We start from the raw sequence: 22,598 nt of genomic DNA, 5'->3' as shown, positions 1-22,598 counted from the left end.
GCCACTGGCGCCACATTTTCATCACCATAATTTTTCATCACTACAAGGAGTCCCGTGACTGCAACCGATTCATCCATCACTACCGCCCGCCACGCAGCCCGCGCTGCCTCGGAGAAGCTTGCCGAGGACATCGTGGCCCTGGACGTCAGCGAACGGCTGGCCCTGGCCGACGTCTTCCTGATTGCCTCGGCCCCGAGCGAACGCCAGGTCAACGCGATCGTGGACGGCATCGAGGACGAGCTCTCCAAGTTTGACCAGAAGCCCGTCCGCCGCGAGGGCCGCTCCGGCGGCCGCTGGGTGCTGCTGGACTACTCCAACGTCGTCATCCACGTCCAGCACGAGGAAGACCGCGTGTTCTACGCCCTCGAACGCCTGTGGAAGGACTGCCCCGTCGTCGATCTGCAGCTCGGCGACGACGCCTCCGCCAAGGCCACCGCCGGCACCGACACGGAGTAACGCCCGCGTTCAGGCCACCTCCGGACGCCAAACCGGGCCGAATATGCCCGATTTGGAATTTTCCGGAGGGCTGGTCTAAGATATTTGAGTTGCTTCGGAGAAATCCGGACAAAAAACCGGAACATCGCACGTCGGCAGACATGCTCGGAGCAGCGAAAATTCGGGGCTGTGGCGCAGCTGGTAGCGCACCTGCATGGCATGCAGGGGGTCAGGGGTTCGAGTCCCCTCAGCTCCACCGGATAATCCGCCGGAATCGAAAGATTCCGGCGGATTTTTTTGTGCCCGGTTCCATGCTGGATTTTGTGCCCCGTTCCACGCCCTGTTCCATGAGTCAGCGCGCCGATTAGCGCGAACGCGATTTGTGGTTTAGGCTATTCAGGTTGCTTCAGGGAGGACGAAACTTCCAGGCAAATGAGGGGCTGTGGCGCAGCTGGTAGCGCACCTGCATGGCATGCAGGGGGTCAGGGGTTCGAGTCCCCTCAGCTCCACCAGAAAGGGAATCACCGCCAGGCGGTGGTTCCCTTTTTCGTACCCTCCGCAGCTATGCGGGACTTCGAAAGTCGCATCCGTCAAGACCGTCTCATGACCGGACGTCATAAACTGTCATTTAGGCTCTCCACCCTGAGCTGGACCTTGCTATCGTCGCTAGGAGACAGCCGCCATGCGGCTTAGCTGGAAGGCCATTTCCGGCTCCACGACTAAGGAACATCATGAAGCGCACACGACTTTCCGTTATTGGCCTCATCGCTGCTGCAGGACTCGCCCTGGCAGGTTGCGGGTCGGCGTCCACTACCCCGGCCAGCTCAGCGCCGGCAGCCGGTGCGGACACCTCCCTCAGCGACGTCAAGAGCGCAGGCGTGCTCAAGGTCGGCACGGAAGGCACCTACAAGCCGTTCACGCTCCACGCCAACGGCAGCGGTGAACTGACGGGCTACGACGTGGAGATCATGAACGCCGTCGCCGCGAAGCTGGGCGTCAAGCCCTCCTACCAGGAGACGCAGTTCGACGCCATCTTCGCCGGCCTCGACGCCAAACGGTTCGACGTCGTCGCCAACCAGGTTTCCATCACCGACGAGCGCAAGGCGAAGTACGACTTCTCCACCCCGTACACGGTGAGCACCGGCGTGATCGTCACCAAGTCGGACAACGACAGCATCCACTCCTTTGACGACCTCAAGGGCAAGACCACGGCGCAGTCCCTGACGAGCAACTGGTACAAGCTGGCGCAGCAGAGCGGCGCCAACGTCGAGGCCGTCGAGGGCTGGGCGCAGGCAATCACGCTGCTCAAGCAGGGCCGCGTCGATGCCACCATCAACGACAAGCTGACCTACCTGGACTCCCAGAAGACCGACCACGACGCCGACATCAAGATTGCCGCCGAGACCACCGACAAGTCGCTGAGCGCGTTCACCCTGCGCAAGGGATCCACCAGCCTGACCGATGCCATCAACAAGGCCCTCGGCGAGCTGGCGGCCGACGGCACCCTGACGAAGATCTCCCAGAAGTACTTCGACGCCGACGTCTCGAAGTAGCCCTGTGCAAGCCGCAGAGAAACGCCGCGTCCGGGCATGAGCATCAACTGGGAACTCGTGTGGTCATCGCTGGGCCCGCTCCTGACGGGTGCGATCTTCGGCACCATTCCCTTGGCGCTGGCCTCGTTCAGCCTGGGCCTGCTGCTGGCTCTGGTGGTGGCCCTCATGCGGCTGAGCCGCAACCGCCTGGTTTCGGCGGTGGCGCGGACCTACATCTCCGTCATCCGCGGAACCCCGCTTTTGGTCCAGCTGTTCGTCATTTTCTACGGGCTCCCTTCCGTCGGAATCACCATCAGCCCCTGGCCCAGCGCCATCATCGCGTTTTCCCTGAACGTCGGCGGCTATGCCGCGGAGGTCATCCGGGCGGCCATCCTGTCGGTTCCGAAGGGCCAGTGGGAGGCCGGCCACACCATCGGAATGTCGCGCCGGCAGACGCTCGTGCGGATCATCCTGCCGCAGGCCGCCCGGGTATCGGTTCCGCCGCTGTCGAACACCTTCATCAGCCTGGTCAAGGACACGTCGCTGGCGTCGCTGATCCTCGTCACCGAACTGTTCCGCGTGGCGCAGCAGGTGGCGGCCTTCAGCCAGGAGTTCATGCTCTTATATCTGGAGGCGGCCGTGATCTACTGGATCATCTGCCTCGTTCTCGCCAGCGGACAGTCCGTCCTGGAGAAGAGATTGGACCGCTATGTCGCCCACTGAACCGCAACCCTCTGACGTTCCTGTCCCGGACGAGCCGCTCCTGACCGTCACGGGCCTGCGCAAGTCGTTCGGCCACCATGTTGTGCTCAAATCCATCGACCTTGAAGTCCGCCGCGGCGAAGTGGTCACGTTGATCGGGCCGTCGGGATCAGGAAAAACGACAGTTCTGCGCTGCCTGAACGGCCTCGAAGTGCCCGACGCCGGCGTCGCCGAATTCGCGGGGCAACTGACCGTGGACTTCGCCACACCGGTGGCGAAGAAGCAGGTGCTGGCCTTGCGCGACCGCAGTGCCATGGTGTTCCAGCACTACAACCTCTTCCCGCACAAGACCGTCCTGGAGAACGTGATCGAGGGCCCGGTCCAGGTGCAGAAGCGGCCCAAGGCGGACGCGATCCAGGAGGCCCGGGACCTGTTGGCCCGCGTCGGCCTGACCGGCAAGGAGAACAGCTACCCGTTCGAGCTCTCCGGCGGCCAGCAGCAGCGCGTCGGCATTGTGCGTGCCCTCGCCCTGCGCCCGCAACTGCTGCTCTTCGACGAGCCCACCTCTGCGCTGGACCCCGAGCTCGTGGGCGAGGTCCTGACCGTCATCAAGGAACTCGCTGACGAAGGCTGGACCATGGTGGTGGTCACCCACGAGCTCGCGTTCGCCCGTCAGGTGGCCGACGAGGTCATCTTCATGGACGGCGGCGTGGTGGTCGAACGCGGCCACCCCGACACCGTTCTGCGGGACCCGCGGGAGGAACGCACTCGGCAGTTCGTAGACCGCCTGCTGAACCCGTTCTAGGGCGCCCCGCCAGCGGCGAGAAAAAGCGGCGGGAATAAGCGGCAAGAATTCGGGCGGGCACAGGCGGCGACTAAACTTGGTCGGGTGAACGACTCCCTGCCCCCGTGCCCCGAATGCTCCAGCGAATACACCTACGAAATGGGGGCGCTCCTGGTCTGCCCGGAGTGCGCGCACGAATGGTCCGCATCCGCGGAGACTGACACAGAGGCCGACACCCCCGCGGCCGCGGTCATCAAGGACGCGGTGGGCAACGTCCTCGCCGACGGCGACACCGTCACCGTGGTCAAGGACCTGAAAATCAAGGGCAGCTCCACCGTCATCAAGGTCGGTACGAAAGCCCGCGGCATCCGCCTGGTCAACGGTGTTGGAGACCACGACATCGACTGCAAGGTGGACGGCGTGGGCCCCATGCAGCTCAAGTCCAGCGTCGTCAAGAAGATCTGACCGGGGACACGACCGTGACCGCAGAGACGGTGCGGGCGGCCGACGTCGTCGTGGTCGGCGCCGGCCAGGCGGGCCTGTCGGCGGCCTACCACCTTCAGCGCCGCGGCTTCGTCCCGGCCGGCGCTGACCCGGCCGGCCCGGCCGCGGCCGGGACGTACATCGTGCTCGACGCCGAGGACGGGCCCGGCGGAGCCTGGCGGCACCGCTGGAAGAGCCTGCTCATGGCCACGGTGAACGGCATCAGCGACCTCCCGGGAATCCCGCAGCCCGATGTGGACCCCGCCGAGGCCAGCTCCAGTTTCCTCACCCGCTATTTCGGCGGGTACGAGCACGACCTCGGCCTCGCGATTGAGCGGCCGGTCAAAGTGCAGTCGGTGAGCCGCGAGGACGATGACCCCGCCGGGCGGCTGAGCATCGCAACCTCCCGCGGCCGGTTCTCTGCCCGCGCCCTCATCAACGCAACCGGCACCTGGACCCGGCCATTCTGGCCCATCTATCCGGGCCAGGCCAGCTTCCGCGGCCGGCAGCTGCACGTCGCCGACTACGTATCCGCCGACGAATTCCGCGGGCAGCACGTCATCGTCGTCGGCGGCGGGATCTCGGCCGTCGGGCTGCTCGATGAGATCTCCAAGGTCACCACCACCACATGGTTCACGCGCCGGGTACCGGTCTGGCGCGAGGCCGCGTTCGACCGGCAGGCCGGCCACGACGCCGTCGCCCTGGTCGAGGAGCGGGTGCGCCAGGGCCTGCCGCCGCAGAGCGTCGTCTCCGTGACGGGCCTGATCTGGACCCCGGCCCTGCGCGCCGCCGCCGCTCGCGGCGCCCTGGACCGGCACCCCATGTTCACCGCGATCGAACCCGACGGGGTCCGGATGACTGACGGCAGCTTCCTGGCCGCCGGGGTCATCCTGTGGGCCACGGGATTCCGGGCCGAACTCGAACACCTCGCCCCGCTGCACCTGCGCGGACCCGGCGGCGGCATTGCAATGAACGGCACCCAGGTCGCGGGCGAGCCGCGGGTGCACCTCGTCGGCTACGGGCCTTCCTCGTCCACCATCGGGGCCAACCGGGCCGGCCGGGCCGCCGTCGCCGGAATCGTCACCCTGCTGGCCCGGTCCGGTATAACGTAAAACGTAAGACCTGCAGAGCAGCGCCGGGGGAGGCCTCACACCCGGCTCCCACTGCCAGCACCCATACCCAAGCCCGACAAGAAACGGCGGCACAACGCGCGTGGCGGACAACAGCTTCGAATCCCTCTTTGCCCGGCTGAGAAGATTCCCCGACGTCGAGGCCGACAACCTGCAGGCCTGGGACGCGACGGACAGACTCCTGCTGGACTCTGCCCTTGAGATGCCCGCGGCCGGCCTGCTGCAGCCCGGCGCCCGGCTCGCCGTGGTGGGGGACCGGTACGGTGCCCTGACCCTCGGTGCACTGGCCCTCGGTGCGGACGCCGTGCGCGTCCAGCAGGACCTCATCACCGGTGAACGGGCACTGCGGGCGAACGCCGGGGCCCTGGGCATCGACGGCGGCTTCGAGCACCTCCCGCTGGGCGCCGAACTGCTGGAGGGAGCCTCCCTGGTCTTGCTGCAGTTGCCCCGGTCCCTGGCGGAACTTGAGGAAATCGCCGACGCCGTGGCCCGCTACGCGGCGCCCGAGGTGGTGCTGGTCGCGGGCGGACGCGTCAAACACATGAGCCTGGGCATGAACGCCGTCCTGGCGCGCTACTTTGAGGATGTCCAGCCCCAGCTGGCGCGGCAGAAATCACGGCTCCTGCTGGCCCGGAGCCCCAGGCCGGTCCCGGCCGCGCTGCCCTTCCCGGTCACTGAGGTCAACGCCGAACTGGGCCTCACGGTCTGCGCCCGGGGCGCCGTCTTTGCCGGCACCGGGCTGGATATCGGGACCAGGTTCCTGCTGGACTTCCTGCCCCGGATGCCGCACGCCACCCATGCCGTCGACCTTGGCTGCGGCACCGGAATCCTCGCCGCGATGTACGCCCGCGCCAACCCCGGCGCCCGCGTCACCGCGACCGACCGGTCCGCCGCAGCTGTCGACTCAGCCCTGGCCACCTCCCGGGCAAACGGCCTGGACGGTCGGATCGACGTGCTTCAGGACGACGCCATGAGCTCCCTCCCGGACGCCAGCGCGGACCTGGTGCTGCTCAACCCGCCCTTCCACCTGGAAGCGGCGGTCCACTCCGGCGCGGGGATCAAGCTGATCGAAGCGGCCGGCAGGGTGCTTGCCCCCGGCGGGGAGCTCTGGACCGTGTTCAACAGCCACCTGCACTACCGGCCGGCCCTGGAACGGCTGATCGGTCCCACCCGCGAGGCCGGCAGGAATCCAAAATTCACGGTCACGGCCAGCACCCGGCGGCCTTGACGCAAGAAACTTTGTGTCGGTAAAGCGCAAGTGTGGGCGCACGCCTGCACGTAACGTACGATTCTGACAACTGCTGTGCGTGGCCAAAACGTTTAGAGGTATCAGTGACCGAGTTCCGGCAACCCTCGCCGAGGCGAGGGACCAACCTACCGAAGATGGGCGACTTCAACCTCACAGTCATCCTCGACGCCATCCGCCGCACGCCCGGCGGGCTGAGCCGGGTGGAACTGGCCCAGATTGTCGGACTCTCGCCGCAGACCATCTCCAACATTTCCCGGCGCCTGCTCGACCAGCACCTGATCGTCGAGGCAGGCAAGGAAGGCACCGGACCGGGCAAGCCCAGGACCATGCTCCGGCTGAATCCCGCGGGGATGTATGCCGTGGGCGTCCACCTGGACCCGGCCGTCCTCACGTTCGTCGTGCTGGACCTACTCGGCGCCGTCGTCCGGCACTCACGGATCACCACCCCGCCCGGCACCGACCCCAGGGCTGTCATTGACACCATCGCGGGCGAAATCAAGAGGCTCATCCTGGACTCCGGGGTGGACCCGGACCGGATCGCCGGGCTCGGGGTTGCGTCGCCGGGGCCCATCGACCTCAACGAAGGCGCCGTCGTGGACCCGCCGCTGCTGCCGGGCTGGGACCACGTGGGGCTGCGGGATGGCCTCGCGGAAGCCACGGGCCTGTCGACACTCATGGACAAGGACGTCACCAGCGCAGCCGTGGCCGAAACCTGGGCCGGGGGCCCCAGCGGCGAGGGCAGCTTCGTCTTCATGTATATGGGGACCGGGATCGGCTGCGGGATCGTGCTCAACGATGAAGTCGTCCGCGGGACCTCGGGCAACGCCGGGGAAATCGGGCACATCATCGTCGACCCGGGCGGTGCCCTCTGCGACTGCGGGCAGCGCGGCTGCGTGAAGTCCTCCGTCATTCCGCAGGTCCTCGTGGCGCAGGCTGAGGCGGCCGGGATATTGAATGGTTCACGCCAGGACAGGAGCGCACCGGCAGTTCAGGAACGGTTCGCCGAGTTGTGCGCGATCGCCGACGCCGGCAACGACGAGGCCAAGGAAATCATTCGTGGGTCCGCAGTGCTCGTGGCCCGTGCGGTGTCGGTCGTCACCAACGCCCTGGACGTGGACCGGGTAGTGTTCGGCGGCCCGTTCTGGACCTGCCTCTCAGCGGCTTACCTCGAGCTGGTCCCCGGACTGGTTGAGGCGAACAGTGCCACCCGGAGGATCCATGGGATCGAAGTCGTGGGCACGGGGGTAGGCGAGGACGTCGGCGCCGTCGGTGCGGCCTGCCTTGTGCTTGAACACACGCTGGCCCCGCGTTCCCAGCGCCTGCTCCTGGGCGACTAGACAGGCTAACCGGGCTCAGTCGATGTCCTCAACCACCGTCCCATACGGGATGGTGTCATCCAGATGCGCCTGGTGGCCGTGCGGGAGCACGAGAATCCGGACCCCGTGCAACCTCTCTGCCGCCGACTGCATGAGGACTGGCCGGACGGTGTTGATGAAGCTCTCGCTCTTGCCGGCGAGGTACTGCTGATAGCTGGCTGGAAGCTGGATCATGGCAACAGGATAGTCCTGCCCGGATGCGTTGGGGAGAGCGGGCCGCGTGGGGCGAAAATGGCACCTTGGGCGAACATTGTTCTGCCCGGCGCCGCAAACGGCCGTAAAGGTGCGTCTTAATTCGGGGACCGACTTGAAGGGCCCCACGGCCCGGCCTTAGAGTTCTATACAAGTTACCTCAGTAACGTGTCAGCGATCCTCCGCTGAAAGCTGCCCCCGGGCGGCCCAGGAGGGTGTGGGTGCCCCCATGTGGGTCTGACATTTGCTCACGGACAACTTCGTATCAGGCGTAACAGTCGCGGCTGCGCCCTGCTGAAGTTCCCTCCGTGTTCCCCAAACTCAATTCACTGACGACGGAGTTCCCGTTTCTGGTTCCGGTCCTTCGGGGCTTCCGGATCTCCCGGCGGCAGTGTTCAAAGCCAAGGACGCAAATGTCACCACCAAGCCTTATCGATACCCATCCCAATCTTGCCGGCGCGGCCCCTGTTGCGCTGTCCTACGAGCTGTTCCCGCCGCGGTCGCCCGCAGCCGCGGAATCCCTTTGGACCACCATCGGCGAACTGGAAGCCACAGACCCGGACTACGTGTCCGTGACCTACGGCTCCAACGGCTCCAACCGCAGCACCGCCGTCGATCTCGTCAACCGGCTCGTGCAGGAAACGACGCTCCGGCCCCTGGCCCACCTGACCTGTGTGGGGAATTCCCCGCAGGAACTGGCGGAGATCATCGGCGAACTGCTCGACGTCGGCGTCCGCGGCATCCTCGCCCTCCGCGGCGACCGGCCCAAGGATGGAGAAACCCCGCCGCCGGGATCGCTCCGGTACGCCCAGGACCTGATCGAACTCATCCGCCGCGTGGAGCAGCGCCGTTCGGCGCTGTTGTGCGCCGGCAGGGTCGCGGTCGGCGTCGCCGCCTACCCGACCCGGCACCCGGAATCCCCGAGCGAGGCGCACGACGTCGAGGTCCTGCTGGCCAAGCAGCGCTCCGGCGCCGACTTCGCCATCACCCAGGTCTTCTTCCACACCGAGCAGTACGCCGACCTCCTGGCCCGGGCACGCCGGGCCGGGGTGACCATCCCGATCATTCCCGGGGTCATGCCGCTCACCAGCCTCCGGCGGCTCGCCCGGCTCGGGGAACTGACCGGCGTCGAACCGGCCCCGGAACTCATCGAACGCCTCGCGGCTGCCGACACCGACGCCGAACGGACCCGGATCGGGGTCAGCGCCACCGTTGATCTCGCCAACGCAGCCCTGGACGCCGGAGCCCCCGGCATCCACCTCTACACGTTCAATGAGCACGCCGCGGCCCTGGACGTGCTGGACAAACTCGCGCTGCCCCGCCCGCACCGCGGCAACAAGAACAGCGGCAACCGGCACACGGCCAGCCGCCGCCAGCTCGCCAGCTGACCGCGCCAGGAAAACACAACTTCCCTCCGCACCACACCACCAACACTTAGGACTTCCCATGACTGCAGTGAACACCCCCAACCCCACTCCGTTCCCGGCCGCCTCGATCCTGGGCTACCCGCGCATCGGCCGCCGCCGCGAACTCAAGAAGGCCGTCGAGGCCTACTGGGCCGGCAAGATCGACGCCGCAGCCCTGGGCGCGGCCGCCAAGGAAATCCAGCTCGGCACAGCCAAGCGGCTCCAGGGCCTGGGCCTGACCGAAGCCGCCGCGGTGCCCGGCACCTTCTCCTACTACGACCAGGTGCTCGACGCCGCCGCCCACCTCGGCGCCGTGCCCGCCCGCTTCGGAAACCTCCTCAACGCGCAGGGCCAGCTCGACATTGACGGCTACTTCACCCTGGCCCGCGGCAACAAGGACCAGCAGCCGCTGGAAATGACCAAGTGGTTCGACACCAACTACCACTACCTCGTGCCGGAAATCGGGCCGGAAACCAACTTCGCGCTGACCTCGAACCGGATCGTCGAGGAATTCGAATACGCTCTCGCCAACGGCGTCGAGACCCGCCCGTACATCGTCGGCCCGGTCACGTTCCTGCTGCTGAGCAAGGCCTCCGACGACGCCCCGGCCGGCTTCAGCCCGCTGTCCCGCCTGGAGGACGTCCTCCCGGTCTACACGGCGCTGCTTCAGAAGCTCGCCGCCGCCGGCGCCAGCTGGGTCCAGCTCGACGAGCCCGCCCTCGTGGTGGACCAGGACACCCCGGCCGTGGAAATCCAGGCCGCCGTTGCCCGTTCCTACGAGGCCCTGGCCGCCGCGGCCCGGCGTCCGCAGCTTTTCGTCTCCACCCCGTACGGCGCGCTCAACGGCCAGCTCGGCACTCTCGCCGCCACCGGCATCGACGCCCTGCACCTGGACGTCTTCAAGGGCGAGGTCCCGTCCGCCGCTGCCCTGGCCGCGCTGGGCAACAAGACCCTCGTCGCTGGCGTCGTGGACGGCCACAACATCTGGCGCAACGACCTCGCCGCCTCCGCGAAGAAGATCGCCGAACTGAAGAAGTCGGTGGCCAAGCTGGCCATCAGCACCTCCACCTCCACGCAGCACGTCCCGCACGACGTCGACGAGGAAGTCCAACTCTCCGAGCAGCTGCGCAGCTGGCTGGCCTTCGCCGACCAGAAGGCCGTTGAAGTCGTCACCCTCGCCGGTCTGCTGACCGACGAGGCAGCCGTCCAGCCCGCCATCGACGAGACCACCCGCGTCATCGCCTCCCGCGCCGAGGCCGAAGGCGTCCGCCGCGGCGACGTCCGGGCCCGCACCGCCGCCCTGACCGGCGCCGACTTCAACCGCTCCGCCTACGCCGTCCGCGAGGCAGCCCAGGAGAAGGCGCTGCACCTGCCGCCGCTGCCCACCACCACCATCGGCTCCTTCCCGCAGACCGGCGAAATCCGCACCGCCAGGGCCCGCGCCAACCGCGGCGACCTCACCACGGAGCAGTACGAGCAGCTTATGAAGGACGAGATCAAGCGCGTCGTGGAGCTGCAGGAAGAGCTCGGCTTCGATGTCCTGGTCCACGGCGAGCCCGAACGCAACGACATGGTCCAGTACTTCGCCGAGAACCTCGAAGGCTTTGACGTCACCGTCCACGGCTGGGTCCAGTCCTACGGCTCGCGCTGCACCCGACCGTCCATCCTGTGGGGCGATGTCACCCGCAGCGCCCCGATCACGGTGAAGTGGGCCGAGTACGCGCAGTCCCTGACCAGCAAGCCGATGAAGGGCATGCTCACCGGCCCGGTCACCATCCTGGCCTGGTCCTTCGTCCGCGATGACCAGCCGCTCGGCGAGACCGCCAACCAGGTGGCGCTGGCCCTCCGCGACGAGATCGCCGACCTCGAGGCGGCCGGCATCAAGGTCATCCAGGTGGACGAGCCCGCCCTGCGCGAGCTCCTGCCGCTGCGCAAGGCCGACCAGGCCGCGTACCTGGACTGGTCCGTGAAGTCCTTCCGGCTCTCCACCGCAGGTGCCGCGGACGCCACCCAGGTCCACACACACCTGTGCTACTCCGAGTTCGGCGCCATCATCGACGCGATCGACGGCCTCGACGCCGACGTCACCTCGATCGAGGCCGCCCGCTCCCGCATGGAGGTCGTCCACGACCTCGAGTCCCACGGCTTCGGCCGCGGCGTTGGCCCGGGCGTCTACGACATCCACTCGCCCCGCGTCCCGGGCGAGCAGGAAGTCACCGAACTGCTCAGCACCGCCGTCAAGCACGTCCCGTCCCGCCAGCTCTGGGTCAACCCGGACTGCGGCCTGAAGACCCGCGGCTACGCCGAGACTGAGGAGTCCCTGCGCAACCTCGTCACGGCCACCAGGACGGTCCGCGCCGAACTGCTCTCAGCCGCCAAGTAACAGGCCACCAGGCAAGCAGCCGTCAGAGCCCGCTCCACGGACAAACGACGCCGGCCGGTCACCCTCCAAGGTGACCGGCCGGCGTCGTACGTTCTTGATCATCGATTGCTGGGCAGCCGCCGTTTTGCGCGCCCGGAAGGGCATCTACGGAGCAGTCGATGCAGGATTACCAGCGACTCAGGATGCCCGGGTCAGGACTCCCAGAGGATTTCGTCGTCGACGACGCCGTCCTCATCCGCGGAAGCGACGAGGACCTCGTCGGTGAAGTGCTGGCCCAGCGTGAAATCGAGGACGAAGTAGCGTTCCGGCTGGCCGGGGTAGATGCCCACGTGGCCGAGCTTGAGCGCCTTGAGGAAGACCTCGTCGGTCAGCTGGCTCTTGTCCTCGACGCCGAAGACCTTCTTGAGGTGTTCGTCCTTGATCGCGTTGCAATGGAAGTGGCGGTACTCCTGCGGACTGGTGCCTTCCTGGTCCAGTTCCTCGGCGATCATTTCGCGGACCTGGTCCACGAGTTCGGGCAGGAAGCGCAGGCGGTAGTCAACTTTATGCATGGCCGCTTCATCGAAATGGTCATGCGCGTTGACATTCAGGTCAAGCTCCACGGTCTGGCCCGCCAGCTCATGCGTGGCGGTGAGATTATGCTCCCGTCCGTGGTTGAGCTCGACCTCGCCGAAGTGCTTGCTCGCTACCTTGTTCATATCTTCAACATAGTCCTGAAAACCGGACCATTCCAGCGTTGGCAGGGTTTTCCGTACCGGAGTCACATCCGGTACCGGACCGGCGGACGGCCGCATGACTGTACATTGATCGGATGCAGCATGTAATCTCACCCGTCGGCCGTGCCCGGGCCGCGTTCGACGCCGGGACCACCCGCCCGCTCACCTGGCGGCTGGATCAGCTGCGCCGGCTGCGGCGCATGCTCGCGGAGCGGCACGCGGACTTCGCCGAAGCCCTCGCCCGCGATCTGGGCAAGCACCACACCGAGGCGCAGCTCGCGGAGATCGGGTTCGTGGACGCCGAGGCGGCGCACCTGGAGCGGCACCTCGAAGGCTGGCTGCGGCCCCGCCGCGTGCCGGTTCCTTTGACAGTGCGGCCGGCCCGCGCCTGGACCGAACTCACCCCGCTGGGCGTGGTGCTGGTGATCGGGCCGTGGAACTACCCGCTGCAACTGCTGCTCGCCCCGCTCGCCGGCGCCCTGGCCGCGGGAAACACCGTGGTCCTCAAGCCGAGCGAACATGCCCCGGCCACCTCGGCCGTACTGGCCCGCTGGATTCCCGAATACCTGGCCGGCGCCGCCGAAGTGGTTGAGGGCGGCATCCCGGAGACCACCGCCCTCCTGGCCGAACGCTTCGACCACATCTTCTTCACCGGGGGAGAAGCCGCGGCCAAGGTGGTCATGCGCGCGGCGGCCGAGCACCTGACCCCGGTGACGCTGGAGCTCGGCGGCAAGTCCCCGGCCTACGTCGATGCATCCACGGACCTGGCCACGGCGGCCAAACGCATCGCCTGGGGCCGGTTCATGAACGCCGGGCAGACGTGCGTCGCACCCGACTACGTCCTGGTCCGGGAGGAGGTCCTGGAGCCGCTGCAGGCCGAGCTGATCAAGGCCGTTACGGCGCTCTTCGGACCGGACCCGGCGGCGAGCCCGTCGTACGGCCGGATAGTCGATGACCGCCACTTCGCACGGCTCGCGGCCCTCGCCGACGCCAGCACGGTGGTGCACGGCGGACAGCGCGACGCCGCCAGCCGCTACTTTGCGCCGACCCTGCTGCGCCCGGCGCCCGGCGACGCCGTCATGGCGGAAGAAATCTTCGGACCCCTGCTGCCACTGGTGCCCGTGGACGGGCTCTACGCGGCCATCGAGGAGGTCAACGGGCGCGCCAAGCCGCTGGCACTCTACGTCTTCAGCAACGATCCGCAGACGCGCCGCGCCTTCGCCGGGCGGACCTCGTCGGGGGCCCTGTGCTTCGATGTACCGGCGGCCCACCTGTCAGTCCCCGGGCTTCCCTTCGGCGGGGTCGGCGGCAGCGGCATGGGGGCCTATCACGGGGAACATTCGGTGCGGACGTTCTCGCATGAGCGCCCCACCCTGGACAAGCCGCTGTGGCCGGACACGCTGGAACTGATCTACCCGCCGTACACCCGGACCAAGCACCGCATCATCGACGCACTCGTGGCGCCGGTCGGGAAGCGGGCCAGGAGGCGCTGAACGGCGCCGGCCTAACGGGGGCTTCAGCTCAGTCCTTTCGACCTCGACCCACCGCTGCCCGTCGTCCCACGGCTCCGCGTGGCCGAGCTGGGCCATGTCCTCGAAGCTCGCTCCCACGCCGTGCATCTGGAGGGTGCCGCCAAGCTCGTCCGTGGCTGCGCCGACGGCAGCTTCGAAATCGACGGGTTATCGGACGCGAGACGGGACTTTGAATAGTTTGCGCTCATGGCCTCATATGTCTGTATCGAGCCCCAGAGCCCCAGCGCCCCGGGCCAGACGGTTCGTGCCGTCCCGACCGTGTGAATCGAAAGCCCAAACGCTTTTCTGCTGCTGACACTGCTGCCAGAACGGAAAGAGCTAACCGCCTGCCTCACATCCTTCACGCGCCTCAGGAATTACAGGCCGGGCCAAAAGCGACGTCGCGCCTCGCTCAAGAGTGCTGCGTGCCGATCCATTCCAGGAGACGAGCGACCCCTTGGGCCGCGTTTGTTTGAGGGACATAGCCGAGCTGTCCTTTTGCGTCGGCGATGTCGGCATAGGCTGCACGGACGTCGCCGTGCCGAAATGCGCCTGTGATGGCAGGGGCCGGTGCACCCGTTTGCCTAGCAATCTCGTCTGCCAGTTCGAATAAGGTCAATGGTTCGCCGGATCCAATGTCCACCGTCAAATGCCCATCAATTTCGCTTCCGCATGCCGAAGCTAGCGCGGCGACCACGTCCTCGATGAATACGAAATCCCGCACAATGTTTCCGTCCTCGTATACCGGAATCGTCTTGTGATCACGCCCCAATTGTGCGAAGAGGCTGACGATGCCCGTATAGGGGTTGGTCAGAGACTGACCAGGACCATAGACATTCTGCAATCGGAGAACTGACAGGCTGCTACCACGGGCGCTCGCCCAAGCGCTGAGGATATGTTCCTGGGCGAGCTTTGTTGCTGCGTAAACATTGCTTGGGCGCGGTTCAACAATGCTCGCTCGATGCGCGAGAGGAACCGGACGGCCTGAGGATTCGACCGGGGGTGCCGGATCCCATTGTGAACGCTGCAACTGGGCAAGATCTCGCGCTGCTGCATAGAACTCGGTACCGTCTCGTTGAGCCCACTGTCCTTCCCCGTAGACTGCCCTGGACGACGCCAGCACAAAGCGTTCAGGTACATGCCCGGCACGGCTAAGGCCGTCGAGCAATTCGGTTGTTCCCACTACATTTACGCGACTGTGCCTGCTTGCTTCTGTCAGCGACTGCCCAGTACCCGTCTCAGCGGCGAGGTGAACAATCAGGTCCGGTTGAATCATCCTGAACAGCGCGTCCCATTGGGAAGGAACTGTTACATCGAACGGCAGGGTGACTGCTTCGGCAGGCAGTGAATCTGGCCACCCGCTCCGGTGAACCTGGGGATGCAAGGAATCAACGAGGGTGACTTCGGACCCTTGCTGAATGAGGCGGCCGGCCAGTTTCGAGCCGATGAACCCGGCACCACCTGTGATGAGGACGGACTGGTGACGTTTCATACTTTCTCCTCAGAGCTATCCGTGATGACGGAATCCAGCTGGTCCAGCACATCGGTATCGTGCGCACCGAACTTTCTGGCAAACAGTGCGTCCGAGGAACGCAGGTATTCAAGATCTCGCGAGCTGAAGACGTCCGGGCGACCAGATTGTGGGTCAGACCACCGGATAGCGTGCAACGGAGTGTTCTCTACCAAAATATTCTTATCGTTGAACAGGATCGTGGCGGTAGCCGATTCAAGCGGGATCACCGTGCGAATGTAATAGCGCACGAATTCAGGGTGGCGGTCGACGTAATCGACTACGTGTTGCATAGCCTTTTTCGAGAGCGCGAACCAGCAGTCGTTGTACCAGCACGGAAAGTCAGACGAGAACGGAGACCTCCGCTGCCTGATGCCGATTCGGGTCGGCAACCCCAGAACGGCAGGCGTTGTGTATATCGCGACCCGGCGTTGATGTCTCATGACGGCGCTAATGAACAGTCCGCGAAGATGACCCAGCTGGGACTGCCAACTGGCTGGCAGCCAATCCCCAATTCCGAGGTCTGGCACGGAGTAATACCTGTACATGTACCGAATGTCGCATTCGTGGCGTACGTCCGGGTCCTCTATTTCATCGATGCGCTGCCCACGGATAAAGGCGTCGGCACGACTTGCAGTCAACCGCTGGCGCAATACGCGGAGTGGGGCAATAGGGTAGTCCTGCTCAGAAAGGAGCATTACCCAGTCGACTTCAAGGTGGTCCAGAATCCATTTGAATGCCCGCCATCGGGCAGATTCCAGAGTCATGTCGCCCCAAACAATAGGCTCTTCGCTGTGGACGAAGTGCACATGAGGCGTGCTGTCAAATAATCCAGGACTCAATCTTTGCTGGAAGGAATCGTGGTGGATGACGATGGGCGAATCCGGCTCCGCTGTTCGCAGTGTTTGAACCAGCCGGAATAACTGCTCCCCCGAGCCGTATGAAGTGATGAAGTATGCGATCCGAAGATCACCAGCCGAAGACGTCACCGCGTGCCCCTATTCAAGTCATGCGCAGGACTTTGTCCCGCCAGGTTGCAGGAGGGAATGCGGCGAAAAGCCCACGGCGGGTCCGGAGCCTCATTCAGTGCGGGAATAGCCATGCTCACTGACGGCGACGGCGACGCAACGCTGGACGGGGGGAGAGAACTCGAAATTCGATTCGGAATGGACACAAATCTCTCCATTTCATGGGATCCATGGGTATTGGGGCACGATTCTTCGCCAGGGGGTTGGTGGGGCGGTACCGGAAAGTATCGGCCCGCGTGGGCTGTTCCCCATTCTTCTTGCCGATGGCTTTGCCTCGACTGACTCAGCCTATGATCGGGGTCTCCGAGCGGAACGAGTAGCTCCTACTTGTTTTTCGACCCGAGCATTACTTACCCGGGTCCGCCGGCCGATTCTGGCCCACCGCGGATGCGGTCAAGGCAAGGTTGGGCTGGAGTAGGCCTGGAGTTCCGCCAGACCCACATTGAAAGTCGTGCCGCTGACGGCGGTGACAGTTAGTCGCAGACTGGTTGTGGAGCGCGCAGCGAAGTCTATGGACGTGGCCTGCCCGGCATTGTTCAGGGAGGGCACGGCTACAGTGCTGCCGTCAGAGAAGATAAGGTTGGCGGCCGTGATCTGGTCGTCGGTGTTGGGCCGGTCGTACAGCACTACCCGGTTCAGGGTCACGGCGGCGGGGAATGCCAGGTTTAGGTAGCTTCCAGTCTTGCCGCCTGCGGTGGCCCATTCCCGCATGTAGTCGCCGGGGTAGCCGTCGATGACCCCGTCGATTGCCTTCGCCGCGGTCTGGCCGTCGGCGGAGTTCTGGGAACTGGCGGTGGCGGTCGCCGAAGCCGCGACGTTACCAGTACCCGGCGTCGGGGTGGGAGTCGGGGTGGGCGTGGGGGTGGGCGTGGGACTCGGGGTCGGCGCAGGCAATGCGACGGTGTATTGCCGGGAGAACCAGGCGCCCTCGGCGCGCGAGGAACACGCGGCGGCGGTGTTGCAGGTGTTGAAATCGAATTGCGCGTAGGTCAGGAAGGCTTTGGTCTTGGTGGTCAGATCGGGATCCGAAACGTTGGACGCTCGTTGGGCGGTGCCATACCCCTCAAATCCGGTGATCGTGTGAGGCCTTGTGTACTGCTGTTGCGCTGCCAGCACGAGATACCCGACGGTGTGGTGGTCGCTGTGGTCCCCGTCTGAATAACCGCCGGCGAAGTCAAGCGTGGCAATCTGGTCCGGCTGGTAGCTGTTCATCAATGTCAGCAGGGTACTCCCCAGCGTGGAGAGGGTGTAGGAGGAGGACCTGTCGACGGCGGTGATCCTGTTCAACGCGCCGAGATACAGTTTTTGCAGACTTTGGAAACCGTACCTGGACCCGCCACTTCCATCGAGCCACCCGTCGGGCAAGCGCATGAACGCCAGGGAAATGTTCGTAGCCCCGGAAAGCGTGGCCACAGGAATCGGGTGGCCGCCGATCCCGGCGTCCGCCGTCGTCCAGGTGTTCCCGACTCCGGCCAGCTGCGCGTAGGCGGCCTTAACCCCGCTCTCCCGCGATCTCCAATAGCTGGCGGTGTTGTTCGCATCGCCCGCAGTGAGATATACGGTGCGCACACACAAGCCGTTGCGAATCGCCGAGATGAGTGTGGGACTCATGAACAGCAGGTCGTCATCCTGGTGGGCGACAACGTTCATCACCGTTCCCGAGGTGCATCCCGTCGCCGCAACGGCGCCGGGGGCAACCGCGCTCGCCGGGAGGGCAACGATCGCCACGAAGGCCAGGACGACTTGGGAGAACCGGCGAAGCCGGGGGAAAAGCATTTGACTCACCTCACTGGTTATCAAGCAACTGCTGGTGAAGGCGGACGTTTCCACTTTTCGAAACCCGTTTGCGGAAGCACGCAAATGCCTCGGTTGCTCCTTACTATCGCGATGGCGCCTCTCCTTGTCAACGTTCCGCGCGGCAGCGGAAAAGACGCGAACGGTGCTGTCAGCGCGTTTCTGCCAAGGACGCGGGGACGTTGTGACAGTTCAAAGTGAAATGTTGCGGCTTCGCGGGCACCGCCTCGGCCAGCGGATAACAAGTGGGCTTACTTTCCGGAGCAGCTCGAAAATTCCTTAGCCAGTCACGCACTTTGCAAAATAAAGCCCCACCAGCGATGGTTTTGTGTCCGATCATGAAGGACACTGTGAACGGCTAATTAGACGCCGTAGCTGGGCGATTGCCTCGATCAAAGGGATGTTTCGTCCGAGGTGTTACATAAACGATTGTCAGCAGGTACGTTCAGAAGGATCCGAAGCCACGACGAGCTGCTCAATCAGCCCTAGGAGACCCTGTGAAGAGTACTGTGACAGCGGAACCCGGTCCGACCAGGGTTCTGGTCATCGATCTCGATCTGCCGATACCGGTGTTGGAGGCGGACGATCGGTATCAGTCGGTGCTGGTTATCGGCACTCGGGAGGATATCCCGTGCGGCGCCGTCCATGTCGACCTGGGCCCGAACAGGCCGGCCATCGCGGAGCAGCTGGAATGGCTGTTCGCCACGGCCGTCGGCGCCGTCCCGGCCCCCGCTGTACCCGACACCGCGTTGCCGGCCATCACAGTGGTCGTCCCCACCATCGTCGGCCGTCAGGAGGACCTGCAGCTGCTGCTGGACGGCTTCGCCCATGTCGACTACCCGCATGTCGAGTTTCTGTTGGTCGACAACCGCCGGGCCCTCCCGGATGACGATCCGCTGCCGGGACTGATGGCTGGCCGCAGCCGGATTCGCGTGATCCGCGAAGTCCAGCCGGGCATTTCAGCTGCACGCAATGCCGGGGTGTCGGCGGCAACGGGCGAAATTGTTGCGTTCACCGACGACGACGTGTTGGTCGAGCCGGGGTGGCTGCGGGCAATCGGCAGTCGGTTCACCAACGAGCCCTCTCTGGACGCCGTCACCGGCCTCATTCTGCCAGCAGAGATGGAGACCTCGGCGCAAATATGGTTCGAGCGGTACTACGGCGGATTCAGCGGTGAGCGCACATTCTCGCCGCTGACGTTACGGGCCGCGCCGGGGCCGAAGTGGTTGCGCGGGTCCCGTACCGTCGTCCAAGACGCTGCCGGCAACCGCGTCCGGGATTTCGCTGTCTATGGCGCGGGAGCCTACGGCGCAGGAGCCAATATGGCGTTCCGGCGGTCGACGTTGTTGAGGCTGGGGGGATTCGACCTCGCCTTGGGCACAGGGACCCCGGCCCGTGGCGGTGAGGATCTGGCCATGCTCATCAAGATTCTCTGGAGCGGCGGAGTAGTCGGGTACGAACCTGCCGCTGTCGCCCACCACCGGCACCGCCGGGAGGTCGACGAACTGCTGCATCAACTCCGCGGCAACGGGCTGGGCTTCACGGCGATGCTGACCTCGCTGATTCTGTCTGACCGCCGTCATCTGCTCGGGTTAGGATCCCAATTGCCGCTCGCCGGGTGGCGGATGCTCCGGCAAAGCCTCGCAAGAATCCGCGGAATGAAGGTGGGCGCCACGGCTCCGGCCCACGGCCCGAACATCGAGTTGTACCCCCGTCACCTAGTCATCAACGAGCTTCGCGGCTATCCCAAGGGGCCTCTGGCCTATCTACGCAGCCGCAGGCAGATGAAGGCCTGGAGTCCATCGACAGCATCGGGTCCTCCAGCGAAGCCCTGAGAGAGGCCTACACCCCAAGATTCCGAGCGAACAGGACGATCCATGTCAGTAGCCGAAAACCAGCGCCCGGCGCCTGCAAATGTTACCCACTCCGACCCGGCCCCCAGTATTTCAGGACCGACCGGACGCGGCCGCTTGGCGGGAATTGCCGCCCGGCTGCGCGAGGACGTCGAGCGGGCAACCCACTTCACCCTTTTCAGTTCCGTCGGCGGGTCCCCCTGGCTGCCTCGGGACTGTCGGCGGCGGCTGTACAACCTGGCCGGTGCTTCGATGAAATCTCCGCCCGGCATGATGTTCAAGCTCGCCGGGAAGGCTGCGAACCTCACAGTTGGCTCCCTGGTCTACATGAACCGGGGCGTCTTCATTGAGGCCAACGCGCCTGTGACAGTCGACGATTACTCCGGCTTCGGGATGGAAGCCATGGTCCTGACCAGCCATCATCCGATGACGCATGGTCGTATTCAGCCGGAGGCGGTGGGACGGCCGGTGAAGATTGGCAAGCGCGTCTGGGTCGGGGCCCGCGCAGTAATCCTTCCGGGTGCGGTGATCGACGACGACGTGGTCATCGCCGCCGGAGCCGTCGTGGCCGGCACGTGCGAGTCGTACGGTGTCTACGCTGGTGTGCCGGCCCGCCGTATCCGCGATTTCTCCCCGCACGAAGGCGAATGCGCTCTCCCGAAGAGTGAGTTCCCTCACGTCCGCGACGGGGCGGGAAGCTCACAATGAAGAAAGGTGGGGCCGTGGCCAACAAAGATGTTGCTGCACCGCAGACCCTCGTGAAGTGGGTATTCCAGGACTGGAGCGTCAACGCGGGGTATCGAGACTCACAGCTTGTCCTGGCGTGGTTCCGGCTCGCGCAATGGGGGTTTCGCCGCTGGGGCGCCGTCGGCAACCTGTTTGCCGTCGTCTACCGGCTGTTCACCTCGCTGTTCATCAGTGTTGAACTGCCCGCCGAGATACAAGTAGGGCCCCGCCTCCGGCTCTATCATCCGCACAGCGTTGTCTTGAACCCGGGGGTGACCTTAGGAGCGGATTGTATCCTCCGCCAGAACGTCACGATCGGCAACGTCATTCGACGCGACGGCACTGAAAAGGGTGTGGCATCGGCGGGCGACGGCGTCGAGTTCGGAGCAGGATGCGTCGTCGTGGGCGGCATTCACGTCGGAAACCACGCTCGAATAGGCGCGTTGGCGCTGGTCACTGAGAGCGTTCCCGAGAGAGGGGTGATGACCGGAAATCCTGCCCGTCTGGTTCGAATAGACGACCCTGATCATCGGCGGGCGGCGGCATCTTAATGAGGACGAGAATAACAGCGGACCGAAAGCGGTTGAACCCGGGAGGGCCGCTGCGGATCCTGGCCCATCTCCGCTCACTCGAACCTCTCGGCGGGGTCGAGATCTGCGTCCTGGAGGATGCCCTTGCACTTGCTGGTCGACGTCATCAGGTCGACATCATGTTCGGCACCGACGGTGTGCTGCGCGCCCCCTACGAGGCCGCCGGCGTCGGCTTGGAGGGCGGTTTCTCCTTCGACTTCCAACCCCAGCGGGCCGTCCGGGACCTCGCAGGCTTCGCAGGCGCCGCTCTCTCGGCGCGCAGGCAGCGTCCAGATGTGTTGTGGCTGAACAGGTTCGAGCACATCATCTGGGGTCAGGCCGTCGCGCGGGCCGCGGGGTGCGCCTTGGTCTGCCATCTGCACGCCCCGCCAATGTTTCGGCGGCTTCGCGAATTGACTTCCGGGGTGGCCCACTTTATCGCGGTCTCCGATTTCGTCCGCGACGCCTACATAGACGGCGGGGTGGATCCGGCCAAGATCACCACCGTGCACAACGCCATCCCGATGGACCACTACCCCTTCGGTGGCGCCGATGAGCGGGCCCGTGCGCGTGAACAGCTGAACCTGCCCGCCGGTGGCCCCATCGTGCTGTGCTACGGACAGTTGACGGCTGCGAAAGGTGTGTCTGACCTGCTCCGGGCGTGGTCGATCCTTAAACAGCGCGGCGTTGAGGGCACCCTGGTAATGGTGGGTCCATCGCCCGACAGCGACGATTTTGCCGTCCGACGGGGGCTGGACGGGCTGGACCCGCGTTTCTACCGGACTTATCCGATGACCCGCGACGTCATTCCCTACCTGCATGCCAGCGACGTCGTGGTATTCCCGACTCGGCTGCCAGAGACGTTTGGCCGCGTCGTTGTCGAGGGTATGGTTACAGGCCGTCCGGTGGTCGCCTCGCGTGTGGGCGCGGTGCCCGAAATTCTGAGCGGCCCGATGGCGGAGTTCCTGGTCGAACCTGAATCACCAGCTGATTGGGCCGAGAAGCTCGAGTCGCTGCTGGATTGGCGGGTCACCAGACCATTGCTCGGTGTGGAATGCGCCGAGTGGGTGGCAAAGCGGTTCCCGTTTGCGGCGCATGTAGACGCCGTCGAACGGATTCTCCTCGAGCACGGTCGAAGGCGTTAGACCCGAATCCTCGCCATAGCCCGGCGCCGGTTCGAAGCGCCGCACTCGTCTCCGCCGGTGCCCCGGCGGAGACG

At 65.4% G+C, this 22,598-nt stretch carries 20 protein-coding genes and 2 tRNA genes; 17 read left to right on the top strand and 5 right to left on the bottom strand.

Going from position 1 to position 22,598, the window contains the following annotated elements; genetic code table 11:
- Positions 1-54: 54 nt before the first annotated feature.
- The 10 genes from rsfS (at position 55) to AC1DN2_RS09420 (ending at position 7,652) form a co-directional block, all read left to right on the top strand.
- Positions 55-456: a ribosome silencing factor gene (gene rsfS / locus AC1DN2_RS09465; protein ID WP_018773346.1), complete on the top strand. Its 402-nt coding sequence runs from the start codon at positions 55-57 to the stop codon at positions 454-456.
- A 162-nt stretch (positions 457-618) separates the two neighbouring features.
- A tRNA-Ala gene (locus AC1DN2_RS09460) sits at positions 619-691 on the top strand.
- Between the two features lie 180 nt (positions 692-871).
- Positions 872-947, top strand: a tRNA-Ala gene (locus AC1DN2_RS09455).
- Between the two features lie 219 nt (positions 948-1,166).
- A complete protein-coding gene (locus AC1DN2_RS09450) occupies positions 1,167-1,988 on the top strand; it encodes an amino acid ABC transporter substrate-binding protein (RefSeq protein WP_476850131.1) in 822 nt (273 codons plus the stop codon).
- Positions 1,989-2,024: 36 nt separating this feature from the next.
- Positions 2,025-2,690 carry an amino acid ABC transporter permease gene (locus tag AC1DN2_RS09445; protein WP_230008768.1) on the top strand — a complete coding sequence of 222 codons (666 nt, stop codon included), beginning with the start codon at positions 2,025-2,027 and terminating at the stop codon, positions 2,688-2,690.
- Positions 2,677-3,474: an amino acid ABC transporter ATP-binding protein gene (locus AC1DN2_RS09440; protein WP_476850130.1), complete on the top strand. Its 798-nt coding sequence runs from the start codon at positions 2,677-2,679 to the stop codon at positions 3,472-3,474. Before AC1DN2_RS09445 ends, AC1DN2_RS09440 begins: the two co-directional genes overlap by 14 nt.
- 84 nt (positions 3,475-3,558) lie before the next feature.
- On the top strand, positions 3,559-3,918 hold the full coding sequence (locus AC1DN2_RS09435) for a zinc ribbon domain-containing protein YjdM (RefSeq protein WP_476850129.1): 360 nt from the start codon (positions 3,559-3,561) through the stop codon (positions 3,916-3,918).
- A 14-nt stretch (positions 3,919-3,932) separates the two neighbouring features.
- Positions 3,933-5,048 (top strand): NAD(P)-binding domain-containing protein, encoded by a 1,116-nt coding sequence (locus AC1DN2_RS09430; protein ID WP_476850128.1) that lies wholly within the window; start codon positions 3,933-3,935, stop codon positions 5,046-5,048.
- A gap of 100 nt (positions 5,049-5,148) precedes the next feature.
- A complete protein-coding gene (locus AC1DN2_RS09425) occupies positions 5,149-6,294 on the top strand; it encodes a class I SAM-dependent methyltransferase (protein ID WP_476850127.1) in 1,146 nt (381 codons plus the stop codon).
- 155 nt (positions 6,295-6,449) lie between these two features.
- A complete protein-coding gene (locus AC1DN2_RS09420; RefSeq protein WP_476850126.1) occupies positions 6,450-7,652 on the top strand; it encodes an ROK family transcriptional regulator in 1,203 nt (400 codons plus the stop codon).
- A gap of 15 nt (positions 7,653-7,667) precedes the next feature.
- Here AC1DN2_RS09420 and AC1DN2_RS09415 read toward each other — a convergent pair whose 3' ends face one another.
- Positions 7,668-7,865 carry a hypothetical protein gene (locus tag AC1DN2_RS09415; protein WP_018773338.1) on the bottom strand — a complete coding sequence of 66 codons (198 nt, stop codon included), beginning with the start codon at positions 7,863-7,865 and terminating at the stop codon, positions 7,668-7,670.
- 431 nt (positions 7,866-8,296) lie between these two features.
- Between AC1DN2_RS09415 and AC1DN2_RS09410 the strand changes: the two genes are divergently transcribed.
- Complete coding sequence (locus tag AC1DN2_RS09410; protein WP_476850125.1) at positions 8,297-9,271, top strand: methylenetetrahydrofolate reductase; 975 nt, start codon at positions 8,297-8,299, stop codon at positions 9,269-9,271.
- Between the two features lie 58 nt (positions 9,272-9,329).
- Complete coding sequence (metE, locus tag AC1DN2_RS09405; RefSeq protein ID WP_476850124.1) at positions 9,330-11,672, top strand: 5-methyltetrahydropteroyltriglutamate--homocysteine S-methyltransferase; 2,343 nt, start codon at positions 9,330-9,332, stop codon at positions 11,670-11,672.
- Positions 11,673-11,863: 191 nt separating this feature from the next.
- Here the strand turns inward: metE and AC1DN2_RS09400 are convergent, their stop codons facing one another.
- Entirely contained in the window at positions 11,864-12,370 is a 507-nt protein-coding gene (locus AC1DN2_RS09400; RefSeq protein ID WP_026537142.1) for a DUF2004 domain-containing protein, read from the bottom strand.
- Between the two features lie 113 nt (positions 12,371-12,483).
- On the opposite strand from AC1DN2_RS09400, the gene AC1DN2_RS09395 reads away from it, so the two are divergent.
- Positions 12,484-13,881, top strand: a complete 1,398-nt coding sequence (locus AC1DN2_RS09395) for an aldehyde dehydrogenase family protein (RefSeq protein ID WP_476850123.1) — start codon at positions 12,484-12,486, stop codon at positions 13,879-13,881.
- A 430-nt stretch (positions 13,882-14,311) separates the two neighbouring features.
- On the opposite strand, the gene AC1DN2_RS09390 is transcribed toward AC1DN2_RS09395, so the two are convergent.
- The 3 genes from AC1DN2_RS09390 to AC1DN2_RS09380 form a co-directional block, all read right to left on the bottom strand.
- A complete protein-coding gene (locus AC1DN2_RS09390; RefSeq protein WP_476850122.1) occupies positions 14,312-15,391 on the bottom strand; it encodes an NAD-dependent epimerase/dehydratase family protein in 1,080 nt (359 codons plus the stop codon).
- Complete coding sequence (locus tag AC1DN2_RS09385) at positions 15,388-16,398, bottom strand: beta-1,6-N-acetylglucosaminyltransferase (RefSeq protein WP_476850121.1); 1,011 nt, start codon at positions 16,396-16,398, stop codon at positions 15,388-15,390. The genes AC1DN2_RS09390 and AC1DN2_RS09385 overlap by 4 nt, the downstream gene beginning before the upstream one ends.
- A 432-nt stretch (positions 16,399-16,830) precedes the next feature.
- On the bottom strand, positions 16,831-18,213 hold the full coding sequence (locus AC1DN2_RS09380; RefSeq protein WP_476850120.1) for a PIG-L family deacetylase: 1,383 nt from the start codon (positions 18,211-18,213) through the stop codon (positions 16,831-16,833).
- A gap of 515 nt (positions 18,214-18,728) precedes the next feature.
- Between AC1DN2_RS09380 and AC1DN2_RS09375 the strand changes: the two genes are divergently transcribed.
- The 4 genes from AC1DN2_RS09375 (at position 18,729) to AC1DN2_RS09360 (ending at position 22,524) form a co-directional block, all read left to right on the top strand.
- Positions 18,729-20,066, top strand: a complete 1,338-nt coding sequence (locus AC1DN2_RS09375; protein WP_476850119.1) for a glycosyltransferase — start codon at positions 18,729-18,731, stop codon at positions 20,064-20,066.
- Positions 20,067-20,336: 270 nt separating this feature from the next.
- Positions 20,337-20,792: an acyltransferase gene (locus tag AC1DN2_RS09370; protein ID WP_476850118.1), complete on the top strand. Its 456-nt coding sequence runs from the start codon at positions 20,337-20,339 to the stop codon at positions 20,790-20,792.
- 14 nt (positions 20,793-20,806) lie between these two features.
- Complete coding sequence (locus AC1DN2_RS09365) at positions 20,807-21,361, top strand: serine acetyltransferase (RefSeq protein ID WP_476850117.1); 555 nt, start codon at positions 20,807-20,809, stop codon at positions 21,359-21,361.
- Positions 21,361-22,524, top strand: coding sequence for a glycosyltransferase family 4 protein (locus tag AC1DN2_RS09360; protein WP_476850116.1), 1,164 nt, complete (start codon positions 21,361-21,363; stop codon positions 22,522-22,524). The genes AC1DN2_RS09365 and AC1DN2_RS09360 overlap by 1 nt, the downstream gene beginning before the upstream one ends.
- Positions 22,525-22,598 lie beyond the last annotated feature (74 nt).

The sequence above is a fragment of the Arthrobacter sp. 01L42 genome (genome assembly GCF_056400005.1).
Note: the sequence above shows the minus strand (reverse complement) of the source record. Positions and strands in the feature narration are given on the sequence as shown.

What these genes read in the sequence shown, in the direction of transcription:
- AC1DN2_RS09450 (WP_476850131.1), top strand. Translation starts at nt 1,167, where the DNA reads ATGAAGCGCACACGACTTTCCGTTATTGGCCTCATCGCTGCTGCAGGA.
- AC1DN2_RS09445 (WP_230008768.1), top strand. Translation starts at nt 2,025, where the DNA reads ATGAGCATCAACTGGGAACTCGTGTGGTCATCGCTGGGCCCGCTCCTG.
- AC1DN2_RS09440 (WP_476850130.1), top strand. Translation starts at nt 2,677, where the DNA reads ATGTCGCCCACTGAACCGCAACCCTCTGACGTTCCTGTCCCGGACGAG.
- AC1DN2_RS09420 (WP_476850126.1), top strand. Translation starts at nt 6,450, where the DNA reads ATGGGCGACTTCAACCTCACAGTCATCCTCGACGCCATCCGCCGCACG.
- AC1DN2_RS09415 (WP_018773338.1), bottom strand. Translation starts at nt 7,865, where the DNA reads ATGATCCAGCTTCCAGCCAGCTATCAGCAGTACCTCGCCGGCAAGAGC.
- AC1DN2_RS09410 (WP_476850125.1), top strand. Translation starts at nt 8,297, where the DNA reads ATGTCACCACCAAGCCTTATCGATACCCATCCCAATCTTGCCGGCGCG.
- metE (WP_476850124.1), top strand. Translation starts at nt 9,330, where the DNA reads ATGACTGCAGTGAACACCCCCAACCCCACTCCGTTCCCGGCCGCCTCG.
- AC1DN2_RS09400 (WP_026537142.1), bottom strand. Translation starts at nt 12,370, where the DNA reads ATGAACAAGGTAGCGAGCAAGCACTTCGGCGAGGTCGAGCTCAACCAC.
- AC1DN2_RS09395 (WP_476850123.1), top strand. Translation starts at nt 12,484, where the DNA reads ATGCAGCATGTAATCTCACCCGTCGGCCGTGCCCGGGCCGCGTTCGAC.
- AC1DN2_RS09390 (WP_476850122.1), bottom strand. Translation starts at nt 15,391, where the DNA reads ATGAAACGTCACCAGTCCGTCCTCATCACAGGTGGTGCCGGGTTCATC.
- AC1DN2_RS09380 (WP_476850120.1), bottom strand. Translation starts at nt 18,213, where the DNA reads ATGCTTTTCCCCCGGCTTCGCCGGTTCTCCCAAGTCGTCCTGGCCTTC.
- AC1DN2_RS09370 (WP_476850118.1), top strand. Translation starts at nt 20,337, where the DNA reads ATGAAATCTCCGCCCGGCATGATGTTCAAGCTCGCCGGGAAGGCTGCG.
- AC1DN2_RS09360 (WP_476850116.1), top strand. Translation starts at nt 21,361, where the DNA reads ATGAGGACGAGAATAACAGCGGACCGAAAGCGGTTGAACCCGGGAGGG.